The sequence below is a fragment of the Nitrospira tepida genome (assembly GCF_947241125.1).
Taxonomy (GTDB): Bacteria; Nitrospirota; Nitrospiria; order Nitrospirales; family Nitrospiraceae; genus Nitrospira_G; species Nitrospira_G tepida.
In genome coordinates, this window is record NZ_OX365700.1 from 4,602,535 (window position 1) to 4,614,499 (window position 11,965).

At 63.4% G+C, this 11,965-nt stretch carries 9 protein-coding genes; 2 read left to right on the forward strand and 7 right to left on the reverse strand.

All coding sequences use genetic code 11. The features are described from left to right. The first annotated feature begins 100 nt into the window (after window positions 1-100). The gene (locus QWI75_RS21875) at window positions 101-1,609 is read left to right on the forward strand and encodes a TM0106 family RecB-like putative nuclease (RefSeq protein ID WP_289271492.1); all 1,509 of its coding nucleotides are present in this window, start codon (window positions 101-103) and stop codon (window positions 1,607-1,609) included. Window positions 1,610-1,641: 32 nt separating this feature from the next. Here QWI75_RS21875 and QWI75_RS21880 read toward each other — a convergent pair whose 3' ends face one another. Next, a complete protein-coding gene (locus QWI75_RS21880; RefSeq protein ID WP_289271493.1) occupies window positions 1,642-2,529 on the reverse strand; it encodes a hypothetical protein in 888 nt (295 codons plus the stop codon). Window positions 2,530-2,662: 133 nt separating this feature from the next. Then, window positions 2,663-3,175 (reverse strand): SET domain-containing protein, encoded by a 513-nt coding sequence (locus QWI75_RS21885; protein ID WP_289271494.1) that lies wholly within the window; start codon window positions 3,173-3,175, stop codon window positions 2,663-2,665. 200 nt (window positions 3,176-3,375) lie between these two features. On the opposite strand from QWI75_RS21885, the gene QWI75_RS21890 reads away from it, so the two are divergent. Next, entirely contained in the window at window positions 3,376-4,329 is a 954-nt protein-coding gene (locus tag QWI75_RS21890; protein ID WP_289271495.1) for an NAD(P)-dependent oxidoreductase, read from the forward strand. Between the two features lie 22 nt (window positions 4,330-4,351). Here the strand turns inward: QWI75_RS21890 and QWI75_RS21895 are convergent, their stop codons facing one another. From QWI75_RS21895 to kdpB, 5 genes are all read right to left on the reverse strand, one after another. Then, the gene (locus QWI75_RS21895; protein WP_289271496.1) at window positions 4,352-5,569 is read right to left on the reverse strand and encodes an outer membrane beta-barrel protein; all 1,218 of its coding nucleotides are present in this window, start codon (window positions 5,567-5,569) and stop codon (window positions 4,352-4,354) included. A gap of 145 nt (window positions 5,570-5,714) precedes the next feature. Beyond that, entirely contained in the window at window positions 5,715-6,413 is a 699-nt protein-coding gene (locus QWI75_RS21900; protein WP_289271497.1) for a response regulator, read from the reverse strand. 44 nt (window positions 6,414-6,457) lie between these two features. Next, complete coding sequence (locus QWI75_RS21905; RefSeq protein ID WP_289271498.1) at window positions 6,458-9,160, reverse strand: DUF4118 domain-containing protein; 2,703 nt, start codon at window positions 9,158-9,160, stop codon at window positions 6,458-6,460. A gap of 103 nt (window positions 9,161-9,263) precedes the next feature. Then, window positions 9,264-9,842, reverse strand: a complete 579-nt coding sequence (kdpC, locus tag QWI75_RS21910) for a potassium-transporting ATPase subunit KdpC (protein ID WP_289271499.1) — start codon at window positions 9,840-9,842, stop codon at window positions 9,264-9,266. A 5-nt stretch (window positions 9,843-9,847) separates the two neighbouring features. Continuing rightward, a complete protein-coding gene (kdpB, locus tag QWI75_RS21915; protein ID WP_289271500.1) occupies window positions 9,848-11,962 on the reverse strand; it encodes a potassium-transporting ATPase subunit KdpB in 2,115 nt (704 codons plus the stop codon). Between the last annotated feature and the right edge of the window lie 3 nt (window positions 11,963-11,965).

Here is an 11,965-nt window from a genome sequence, read left to right on the forward strand (position 1 = left end):
CGTCTCGCTTGGCGACTGCGCGATTTCGCGACGAACCGTCATGAATAATGCAGGCTAGGAGCCTATCCCCGTTCTGTGCTAGGGTGCTCGCCATCCGACCATGAGCAGTTCCGGCACCATCACCGCCAACGATCTCTATAACCTCACCAAGTGCGCGCACCGGGTGTACCTCGACGCGAACGGCGATCCGAAGGAGAAGAGCGAGGTCAGCCCGTTCGTGAAGCTGCTCTGGGAACTGGGCTTGCAGACCGAGCGCCAGTACATCGACATGCTGGGCGAAGGTCAGATCGCCGATTTACAGGCCCTTCCGTTGGAGGTCGCCGCCGAGGAAACCCTGCGCCTGATGCGCGACGGAGTTCCGCTCATCTATCAGGGCTGCTTGAAGGATGAAGACTTGGTCGGCCGGCCCGATCTCTTGGTCAAACGCGACGGCGCGTCGCGCCTCGGCCCATACCTCTATGAACCCATCGACATCAAGGCCGGCAAGGGCTGGGAGGAGCGCGACGAGAAGAAGACGAAGTTTAAAGTGCACTACGCCTATCAGATGCTCTTCTATCGCCTGCTGCTCCAAAAGATTCAGGGCACCCTGACTCCCCTTGCCCACATCATCAACGTGGACAAGGAAACCGAAGAGTTCGACCCGGAGGACTTTCAGCAGGACTTCGATGCGGCGCTCCAGCAGGCCCGCCGGCTGGTCTTGGGACAGGACACCTCCGAGCCGGTCCTGGGCAGCCACTGCCAGTTGTGTCCCTGGTTCAAACGTTGCGAACGATGGGTGACCCAGACGTCGGATCCTACCGGATTGTTTTTCATCGGCAAGCAGAAGTTCGCGCTCAAAGCGGCCGGGCTCCGCACGATCGAAGACATTGCCGTCATGGATGTGGCCGCCTATACGAAGCCGCCCAAGAAGATCCCGCGCATGGGCGCCGCCACCTTGCAACGGATGAAGGTCCGGGCGCAGGTTCGCCTTTCAGGCCTGCCGTTGATCAGGCCAGGCTATACGTTCCCACAGCGCAGGCGCGAAGTGTACTTCGACATCGAGGACGATCCCACGCAGGGGCTCACGTATCTGTTCGGGCTCCTGGTCAAGGAAGGCACGGGGCGCCCGAAGTTTCAGTACTTCGTGGCGAGGAGACCGGAAGAGGAAGAGGCGACCGTGCGGGCGTTTTGGAATTTTCTCGCCGCCGCCGAGGACGACGTGTATTACGTCTATTCGCCGAAAGAGCGGACCACGCTCAAGCATTTAATGGAGAAGTATCAACTCGACCCTGGCCCGTTCGCCGCCTATGAAGCCAGAGAATTCGATCTCTATCACGACCTGATCGTGGAATATTCGGACTGGCCGACCTATTCCTACGGCATCAAGCAGATCGCCAAGCTGATCGGCTTCAAATGGCGCGACCCGGACCCCTCCGGGGCCAACTCGATCGCCTGGTACAACGAATACCTGGCCAACCAGTCCAACGAGGCGGCGCTGACGAGAATCCTCCAGTACAACGAAGACGACTGCTGGGCGATGGTGGCGGTGAAGGACTATTTCCAACAGGCCGAGCCGGAAGCGGACGACATGATCACCGAGGAGCCGCCCGCGGCGGTGCGAGGAGCTTGAAGGTGAGAGCAGCCCGATTCCCGGCCAACAACTTATCGCAGGCCTTCCAGCTCCTCAAGCCGCGATCGGTTGCGATCGACCTCCACCCCAGCCTTGACCAGCGCCTCCAGCACCTGTCGTAACTCGGCACGGAGCGGGACTAAGTAACTGGTCCGGTCGAGCGCGTGAAAAATCCGCCAGGCCTCCTCGTAGGCCACACGCGCCGATTCCCAATGGACCGGAGCATCCTGACCCCGCTCCGCGAGCATACGATAGGTCGTGCCGAGGTTTGCTTGCGCCCTCCCGTAGCCCAGCCATAGCCCTTGTGCCTCACGGAGTCGCGCCGCTTCACGCAGGGTTTCGACCGCCTGTTGCAGGTGTCGCTCCGGCTCCATCCCCCGCTGCGCCATGACCTGATAGGTGAGCGCCAGGTTATTCATGGCCGCCGCGCGGCCTCCTTCCTGTCCCAGCCGGTGCCATTGTTCCGCCGCGATCCGAAGCGCCTCCTCGGACTTGCGCAGGTGGCCGGCCGGGTCCTCCTCCTGTTCGGCCAGGAGCCGGTAGGTCAGGCCCAAGCTGTTTAATGACGTCGCAACGCCCGCTCCGTTCCCCATCCGCTGGTGAATCCCGGCGGCTTCTTGCAATGCGCTGCCGGCCTTCAGCAGGTTGAGCTGCCTGTCGATGTCCTGCTCGGCCAGCAACCGCGCCGTCGTTCCCAGGTTGACCAGCACGCCCGCATAGACCGTCGATTCCCGCCGGTCGCCCAGCAATTCGAGCGCCTCCTGGAACAGCGTCAATGCCCGCTCCAAATTGCGAACAGGATCGAGCCCCTGCTCAGCCTGTTGCTGAAGTCCGACGCCGAGATCATTCTTCGCCTTGGCTTCGACTTCCCGGCTGCCGTTCGGCCGGCTCTCCGCGTTAATCGGGATCCCCCGGTCCAAGGAAAGAAGCCCCGCTGCCTGGACAGCGCACGGCAAGATCAAGGCAACCGCCAGGATGAGCGGCGCCCAATACAGGCTGCGCGATATGGGAACGACTATGATGGGCGGGACAGAGATACGGGCGGCAGGACAATCAGATCGATACTTCTGGGAGGGACAGGGGCTGGACATGGGGCACGGTCGCTGGCTGCGGCGTCAAGAATCGCTGGACAATCCCCTGCCCAAGATACCATTGCTGAAGGTCCGGCGACAGGGTCGTGAAGTCGCGGATCTCCCGCCGGCAGGCAGGGCTGCCGCACAGACAGGCCATGGTCCAATGGTCTTCCTTCATCGTGGTGGAATAGTCGTAGCAGATTTCGTCGTCGGGGAAAATCGGCGACAGGGCCACGAGGATGCGGTCCTCGACGATCCCCGCGTTGGGGCGGCAGGAGTGATTCACATAGCGGCCCGGTTGGTCGAGATAGATGTATAGATCCAGACCGATCTGGAGCGCATCACCCTCGCGCTCCCCCAGCGCCAAAGTCCCGACGAAGTCGATCAGCGGGCCGGTGAAGGTGAGAATCCGCTCGCCCGGCAGGATCGTCCGACCAGCATAGACTCCAAGTCCCTTCGGTCCGTTTCCGATATACAAGTCCCGCGCCTCCATAGGCTCCCTTCTGCCTGACCGACGAGTTAGGACGGCAAGATCGTCGCGCGGAATTGAAGAGTTTTTGCCATAGCACCGCGCCACCGGAAGGCTGTATTGTACGACGCTGGCCGACCGGCTCGGAGAAAAATCTCACTTTCGTCCTCGTGGTGGCCGGCCGGCTGCGTAGGTCCTTCTAGTTCCGTACGAAAGGATCGGTCATGAAGAGGCACAACTGCCCCACCAACATCGGTTGGATCGGCACGGGTGTCATGGGAACCTCGATGTGCAGCCATCTCTTGGCGAACGGCCACAAGGTCGTACTGTTCACCAGGACCAAAGCCAAGGCCCAGGGATTGATCGAGCGGGGAGCCCGTTGGGCCGATTCTCCGAGGGCCGTGGCCGAGCAGGCGGAGGTGCTCGTTACCATGGTCGGGTTCCCGCAGGACGTGCGTGATGTGTACTGTGGCCCAGACGGAATCCTCGCCGGCACGCGATCCGGCATGATCCTGGTGGACATGACGACGACCGACCCCAGCCTCTCGCAAGAGATCGCCGCGGCCGCGCAGGCCAGAGGCGCAATGTCGTTGGACGCCCCCGTGTCCGGCGGGGATGTGGGAGCCCGCCAAGCAACCCTCTCGATCATGGTCGGCGGCGATCAGGCAGCCCTGGACCGGGTGATGCCGCTCTTCATGCTGATGGGCAACAAGATCCGACATCAGGGAGGACCCGGTGCCGGGCAGCACACGAAACTCAGCAACCAGATCGTGATCGCTTCAACCATGATTGGCGTCTGCGAAAGCCTCCTGTACGGCTATCAGGCGGGGCTGGACCTCCCGCGCATGCTCGAATCTGTTCGCGGCGGAGCCGCCGCCTGCTGGACGCTCGACCACCTGGCGCCTCGCATGCTCGCGCGCGACTTCGACCCGGGCTTCTTCGTCGAGCACTTTGTGAAAGACATGGGGATCGCCTTGGAGGAAAGCCGAAGAATGGGTCTCGACCTGCCGGGCCTTGCGCTGTCGCATCGGCTCTATCAATCAGTCCAAGCGCAAGGCCACGGCCGTTGCGGGACACAGGCGCTGCTGCTGGCGCTTGAGAACTTGTCCAACACGACGCTCCACGCCCCACTGCCTGAACCGGACAAGTCGCCCCTGTCCTTTGATACGTCGGCTTAGATGGCGAGATCAGCCAATTTCATTAGCGGGGTGAATCGAACGACCAAAGCAGGGCGGCGATCAGCAGGTGCTGCCCGGACGTGAGCCCCACCACGCCGGGACGAATCTCTCCATCTTTGAAGAATCCGCCGCCTGACCCCGTGGACTCGTCGTAGCGATACTCCAGCCGGACAATCGTCTTCGTGCACCGACGATAGGGTAGCTTGTATTCCAGGGTCGACGTCACCGCCTTGATAAGTTGCTCCGTACCGGTCAATTGGCCGGTACGGTCCCAATAGAATTCCGGACGCAGGGCCACGGCCCATTGGGGCGAGAACTGCCAGCGCGCGACGGCCATGCCGCCCGTCCAAAATGTCCGGGGCGCTCCGACAGCCTGCGCGATCTGCTCCGTGCCGATATCGTAGGCCAGGGCCAAGGTCACCGTCTCAAATTTGTATTCAATGATACTGTCGGAAAAAACCCGCCAGAACTCGGTACTGGTCTTGAATTGGTCCGGTCCCGCATAGAGATTCTGGGTTACGGTCATGCGCGCGGACGCTGACCAGACGACTTGTGCGCCGTAACTCGGCTGGTCATTGGGTTTCGAGAGATAGTTGTAGCCGTTCACGACATAGATCGCCGCCTTGATCCGGTCGCTGATCCGATACTGCGCGCTGATCCCCAGCATGAAATAGGGAGAGTAGTCGGCGATGTAGGTCCTCGTAGAGGTATGGTTGTTCATGGCATAGAAGGACTCGTAACCGATGAAACTGTTGAACAGGCCGGCCGTAATGGTGAGTCCCGTTCCGACAGGCGCCAGGTAGGAGACATTGGCCCTGGAGAGGTGACGAAGCGTGTCGGCTCCGCCGATCGGGCGATCGATCTCCGGTCTGGTGGGAGGCACCAGGCCCTGTGTGTCATAGCCGCCCTGGAGGCCGAACTCCATGCCCCAAGGGGAACTCGTCGTCATATCCTTCCTGACATAGATCAGCCCCAGATTTGGGGCGAACTCATTCACCCTGGGAGTCGTGCCTTTGCTGCGCCAGAGATGGTTTTGCGGAAAATTGAAGTCGAGGGCGTAACTGAGATCGACGCAGGCGCCGTAACGCCAGAGCCGGGACTTGTCGTCGGTTTCGTGCCGGACGGACGCGGGACTCGCGCAGTTGAGATCGGGGGTGTCGCCGGCCCGAGCCATCGTCCCGAAGAGGCCAAGCAAGAGCAGGGTGACGATCACGGAACAGGAACCACTCGGCCCGATCATGCCCGCCTTTCGCTACAAGACCAGCCGCGTCTCCTCTGCTGCCTCATGATCTCGGCCGCCGTCGGTTCGGACCGCGGGTGAGGAGGGTACCAAGGTCAGGGGGCTGGATCAAGAAAAGACCGGCGCTCGGCAGCGGAGGAACAGGTCAATCGACGCGGAGCCGATAGCCGACGCCCACCTCCGTCACAAGATGCCGCGGGTGCGCGGGATTGGCCTCCAACTTGTTGCGTAGTTGCCGCATGTACACGCGCAGATAATGCGCTTCCTCGACGTGCAACGGCCCCCAGACTTCTTTCAGCAACTGACGATGCGTCAGCACTTTTCCGGCATGCTTGATCAGCGCCGCGAGGAGTTTGTATTCGGTCGCCGTCAACCGAATCGCCTGGTCCTTCCTCCGCACCAGGCGTCGTTCCAGATCGACCGTCACATCACCGGCCGTGAACAACGCGGCTGTGCTCCCATCGTCGGGGCGGCGCGCATGTCGCAGCGCCGTTCGGAGACGGGCCAGCAATTCATTGAGGCCGAACGGCTTGGTGACATAGTCGTCCGCGCCGAGATCGAGCGCGGCGACCTTGACGCGTTCTTGGTCGCGGGCCGAGAGGACGATGATCGGGGTCGCGGTCCACTCGCGGACCTGCCGGATCACCTCCGCCCCGTCCATGTCAGGCAGGCCCAGGTCGAGCAGGATCAGATCGGGGTTTCGCGCCTTCGCCTCCGCCAGACCGTCCCGTCCGGTGGTCGCTTCGAACAGCCGATAACCGTGCGCCGGCAGCGAGGCGCGCAGGAACCGGCGAATCTCCGGCTCGTCCTCGATCACGAGCAGCGTCGCCTCATGCCCGGACATGGGGTCCTCTGCCTTCCCCTCACCATCGGCCTGCCCTGTCTGAGTCACGCCGATTGAGGTTCCATCTGTTCCGCAGGCACGGCAGGCTGCTGTTTGGGCAGCGGGATCGCAAAACGGAACCGCGCGCCGCCTCCCTCGCGATGCTCCGCCCAGATCCGCCCGCCGTGGGCTTCAACAATGCCTCGGCAAATGGTCAAGCCCAGTCCGACCCCTCCTTCCCCCGTCGGTTTGGCGCGGTAAAACTTGTCGAAGATCCGGTCCTCTTCGCCGGGCGGCAGGCCCGCCCCACGGTCCGCGACCTCAACGATGACTTCCCCCTCCTTGGCCGACGCAGACAGCTCGATCGTGCTCCCGGCAGGGGCATACTTGGCGGCGTTCTCCAGCAGATTGATCACCACTTGCTGAAGGAGGACCCCGTCCACGAACAGGAGCGGCAAGTCTTCAGGAAACAAGACGACGACGCGATGACCCGATAAGCGTCGCTCCATGCGGGCCAGCGCGGAACCGGCCACTTCCTCCATGGGGTGCCAATCCTTGTTGAGGTGGAGGGCCCCGGCTTCCAGACGCATCATGTCGAGCAGGTTTTTCAGCAACTGATCGAGCCGATCGGCTTCGTGATGAATCGACCGGATCAACTCCTGCCGGCCGGCGGGATCAAGCCGGTTTGATTCATCGAGCAGGCTGCCGGCCGCGCCGGTGATCGAGGCCAGCGGCGTGCGCAGGTCGTGCGACACGGAGCTGAGGATGGCATTCCGCATCCGTTCGGTTTCGGCCTGAACATGAGCCCGCTGCGCCTCCTCGGAGAGCCGGGTCCGCTCGATCGCCAGCGCAACCTGACCGGCCAGCGATTCCAGCAGGTGCAATTGATCGGGATCGAGGACGCGGCTCGCCTGCTCGGGCCGAACGGCCACGACCCCAATCGGACCGTCGGAGCCGACCAGGGGGAGATAGAGCGCGCTGGAGCCGGGCAGCGTATCGCTGCCCAGACCGGCCCGTTCATTGTGGTCGAACACCCACTGCGCCACGCCGGCCTCCTTGGGATCGAATTCGAAGAAGAGCTGCTCGCCCCGTTGGAGCTGGAGTCGCTTGTCGGAGTCCGCCAGGAAGACGGCCACCTGGCTGTCGAACACTTCGCGCAGATGCTTCGCGGCCAGATTGGCCAGGGTCGCCGCGCCCCGGTGGGTGGCGAGATCACGGCTCATCGCATAGAGCACCGAGGTTCGCTTTTCGCGATAGCGCGCCATTTCCGCCTGCCGCCGGATCCGCACGGCCAGCCCGCTGATCGTCAGGGCAACGGCCAACATGACCCCAAAGGTCAAGAGGTATTGGAGGTCGGATACCGCAAAGGTGAAGTAGGGCGGCACGAAGAAGAAATCGAAGGCCGCCACGCTCAGCAGCGAGGCCAGCACGGAGGGGCCTCGACCATAGCGAATCGCGGTCACCATGACGCCGATCAGATAGACCATGATCAGATTGGCCGATCCGAAGTAGGGGTTCATCAGCCAAGCGACTGCCGTGGAGAGACAGACCACGAAGGCAGCCAGCCTGTACCCCGAGGTCGGACTGGATCGCTGGAGGGCCTGCGCGGCCAGCGGGCGTCCTTCACCCGCCTCCCCGGTGATGACGTAAATGTCGATGTCGCCGCTGCGATGGACCAGATCGGACACGACGGACCCGAAGAGCCATTCCTTCCACCAAGCCCGCACGGGTTTGCCGACGATGATCTTGGTGACGTTGCGGCTGCGCGCATAGGCCAGGACTTCCTGCGCGACATCCTCCCCGGTCAGCGTCACCGTCTCGGCGCCCAGTTGCTCGGCCAGCCGAAGCGTGTGGACGACGCGGTCGCGCTCGGCTTGCGGCAGGGTCAGGTGGCGCGGGATCTGCACGTAGGCCGCGATCCACTTGGCATGGAATCCCGCCGCCATCTGCCGGGCGGCGCGAACCAGACGGGGCCCGCGCGGTTTCATGTTCACGCAGACCAGAATGGTCTCCGCGGCGGGCCAGGTCTGCACCACCGCATGATCCCGGCGGTAAACCTCCATCTGTTGGTCCACCCGTTCGGCGGTGCGACGAAGGGCAAGTTCCCGCAGGGCCAGCAGATTGCCCTTCCGGAAGAAGTGTTGGGCCGCCTGCCGGATCTGGTCTGACAGGTAGACCTTGCCGTCTTTGAGCCGTTGGAGCAGATCGTCCGGCGGGAGATCGATCAGCTCGACATCCTCGGCCTGTTCCAGGATGGAATCCGGCACCGTCTCCCGCACGCGGACGTTCGTGATCTTGGCGACCACGTCGTTGAGGCTCTCCAGATGCTGCACGTTGAGCGTGGTGTAGACATGAATGCCGGCGCGGAGCAGTTCCTGCACGTCCTGCCACCGTTTGGCATGGCGAGACCCCGGCACGTTCGTATGAGCCAGCTCGTCGACCAGCATGATCGTCGGGCGCCGGGCGAGGGCGGCGTCGAGATCGAACTCCGACAGCGTCGTGCCCAGGTATTCGACGCGCCGGCGCGGGATGATCTCCAGATCCTTGACCAGCGATTCGGTCTCGGCCCGGCCGTGGGTCTCGACCACGCCGATCACGACATCGACGCCGTCGCGCCGTTGCTCGTGCGCCGCTTCCAACATCGCATAGGTCTTTCCGACGCCGGGATTGGCGCCAAAGAAGACCTTCAGCCGGCCTCGATGCCGCTGCCGCTCTTCCTCCTGCGCCTTTTTCAGCAGGGCATCGGGATCTGGTCGTGTGTCGGTCATGAGTATGAGACGGTCAGGGCCGCTGGGTCGGATCAGATTCAACGGATGATTGTAGGAAAGGCCGCCGGAACCTTCAACCAGGGTCTGGCCATCCGGCGCAGCCCTATCGGTGGCGATCCAACGCGAGATTCACCAGCAGGACATTGACCCGCGGTTCGCCGAGCACCCCCCATTGCCGGCCTTCGGTATGCTCAGCCACGAGACGGCGGACAACGTCCTCGTCCATACCGCGGGCACGGGCCACGCGCCGGACTTGATAGTCGGCCGCCGCCGGGCTGAGGTGAGGATCGAGGCCGCTTCCGGAGGCAGTGATGAGGTCGACGGGAATGGGCAAGGGATTGTCCGGATCGGCGGCCGTCAGGGTTGCGACACGGTCCTGCACCGCCTTGATGAGCGCCGGGTTGGTTGGCCCGAGATTCGATCCGCCGGACGCAGCGGCATTGTATGGAAAGGGCGATGTCGCGGAGGGACGGCTCCAGAAATATTTCAGGTCGTCAAACGGCTGACCGATCAGCGACGACCCGAGGACTTGGCCGTTCTGGACGATGAGGCTGCCGTTGGCCTGACGTGGGAAGAGCGCCTGGGCGACTCCCGTGACGGCCAATGGATAGAGCAGGCCCGTGATGATCGTCAACAGCAAAAGCGTCATCAGCGCGGGTCGGAGTTGGGCCGTGACAGACATGGTGATCACGCCAAATGGAGAGCGACCAGGAGCATGTCAATCAGCTTGATGCCGGCAAACGGCGCCACGACGCCGCCCAATCCGTAGATCAGCAGGTGGCGCCGCAACAACGGCCCGGCGCCGATCGGACGATAGCGAATGCCCCTCAAGGCCAGCGGGATGAGGGCGATGATGATGAGGGCGTTGAAGATGACCGCGGACAGGACGGCGCTGTGCGGGGTCGCGAGGTTCATCAGGTTGAGCGCGTTCAACGCCGGATAGGTCGTCGCGAAGGCCGCCGGGATAATGGCAAAGTACTTCGCGATATCGTTCGCGATGCTGAAGGTGGTCAGAGCCCCGCGGGTCATGAGCAACTGTTTGCCGATTTCCACGATCTCAATCAGCTTGGTCGGATTGGAATCCAGATCCACCAGATTCCCGGCCTCCTTCGCGGCCTGCGTCCCGCTGTTCATGGCGACCGCCACATCGGCCTGCGCCAACGCCGGCGCGTCGTTGGTCCCATCCCCGGTCATGGCGACGAGGCGGCCTCCCGCCTGCAAGTCCCGAATCAATTTCAACTTGGCTTCGGGCGTGGCCTGCGCCAGAAAATCGTCCACGCCGGCCTCGGCCGCAACCGCGGCGGCGGTTTGAGGATTGTCGCCGGTGATCATCACGGTCTTGATGCCCATTCGCCGCAGTTCCCCGAATCGATCTTTGATCCCGCCCTTCACGATATCTTTCAGCGCGATCACGCCGAGCACGGTCCCGCCCTCCGCCACGACCAGCGGCGTGCCGCCCTGCGTGGCGATGGCCTCCACCTGCGACCGGATGGCCGTGGAAAACCGCCCCCCTCTGGCCGTGACATAGGCTTCGATGGCGTCGGCCGAGCCTTTGCGGATTTCCCGTCCGTTCAAGTTCACGCCGCTCATGCGCGTCTGGGCCGTGAACGGGACGAAGGTGGCGCCCAACTCGTGAATGTCGCGGGCGCGAAGCCCGTACTGCTCCTTGGCCAGGATGACGATGCTCCGCCCCTCGGGGGTTTCGTCCGCCAACGACGCCAGTTGGCAGGCATCGGCCAAGGTCCGTTGGCTGACATCGTCGGCCGGAATGAAGCCCGTCGCCTGGCGATTGCCCAGCGTGATGGTGCCGGTCTTGTCCAACAACAGCACATCGACGTCGCCGGCCGCTTCCACCGCCTTGCCCGACATGGCAATGACGTTCGCTTGCACCATCCGGTCCATCCCGGCAATGCCGATGGCGGACAACAGGGCGCCGATGGTGGTGGGGATGAGGCAGACGAGCAGCGCGATCAGCACCGTGACGGAGACGGGGCTCCCCTGCCGCGCCGCGGCGACGCTGTAGAGCGAGAACGGCAGCAGGGTGACGGTGGCGAGGAGAAACACGATGGTCAACGCCGCCAGCAGAATGTTGAGCGCGATCTCGTTCGGCGTCTTCTGACGCCTGGCGCCCTCCACCATGGCGATCATCCGGTCGAGAAAGCTCTCGCCCGTGCCGGCCGTCACGCGAATGACGAGCCAGTCGGACAGTACTTTCGTGCCGCCCGTCACCGCGCTGCGATCACCCCCGCTTTCCCGAATGACCGGCGCGCTCTCGCCGGTGATCGCGCTTTCGTTCACCGAGGCGACCCCCTCGATCACCTCGCCGTCGGCCGGGATGAGTTCCCCGGCCTCGACGAGCACCACGTCGCCCCTGACGAGCCGATCGGCGGAGATTGCGCTGAACGCGCCGTTCTGTTGGAATAACCGGCGCAGGCCCGCAGGACCATCGGAGCCGGACTCGTTTCTGACCAGTTTCCTGGCCGTTAATTCCTGCCGGGCCTTCCGCAACGAATTCGCTTGCGCCTTGCCTCGCCCTTCGGCCATCGCTTCGGCGAAGTTGGCAAAGAGGACGGTGAACCAGAGCCACAGGGCAATGGACAGGATAAAGCCGGCCGGCGCTTCTCCGGTCCCAACCATGGCCTGGACGAACAAGCCGGTCGTTACGAGGCCGCCCACCCAAACCACGAACATGACGGGGTTCTTGAGCTGATGGCGTGGATCCAGCTTCCGAAATGCGTCGCACAACGCCGGTCGAACGATGGCGGCTTCAAAGAGCGAGCGTCCTTTGGTCTGGGCGGTCATCGG

What these genes read in the sequence shown, in the direction of transcription:
- QWI75_RS21875 (WP_289271492.1), top strand. Translation starts at nt 101, where the DNA reads ATGAGCAGTTCCGGCACCATCACCGCCAACGATCTCTATAACCTCACC.
- QWI75_RS21885 (WP_289271494.1), bottom strand. Translation starts at nt 3,175, where the DNA reads ATGGAGGCGCGGGACTTGTATATCGGAAACGGACCGAAGGGACTTGGA.
- QWI75_RS21890 (WP_289271495.1), top strand. Translation starts at nt 3,376, where the DNA reads ATGAAGAGGCACAACTGCCCCACCAACATCGGTTGGATCGGCACGGGT.
- QWI75_RS21895 (WP_289271496.1), bottom strand. Translation starts at nt 5,569, where the DNA reads ATGATCGGGCCGAGTGGTTCCTGTTCCGTGATCGTCACCCTGCTCTTG.
- QWI75_RS21900 (WP_289271497.1), bottom strand. Translation starts at nt 6,413, where the DNA reads ATGTCCGGGCATGAGGCGACGCTGCTCGTGATCGAGGACGAGCCGGAG.
- QWI75_RS21905 (WP_289271498.1), bottom strand. Translation starts at nt 9,160, where the DNA reads ATGACCGACACACGACCAGATCCCGATGCCCTGCTGAAAAAGGCGCAG.
- kdpC (WP_289271499.1), bottom strand. Translation starts at nt 9,842, where the DNA reads ATGTCTGTCACGGCCCAACTCCGACCCGCGCTGATGACGCTTTTGCTG.
- kdpB (WP_289271500.1), bottom strand. Translation starts at nt 11,962, where the DNA reads ATGACCGCCCAGACCAAAGGACGCTCGCTCTTTGAAGCCGCCATCGTT.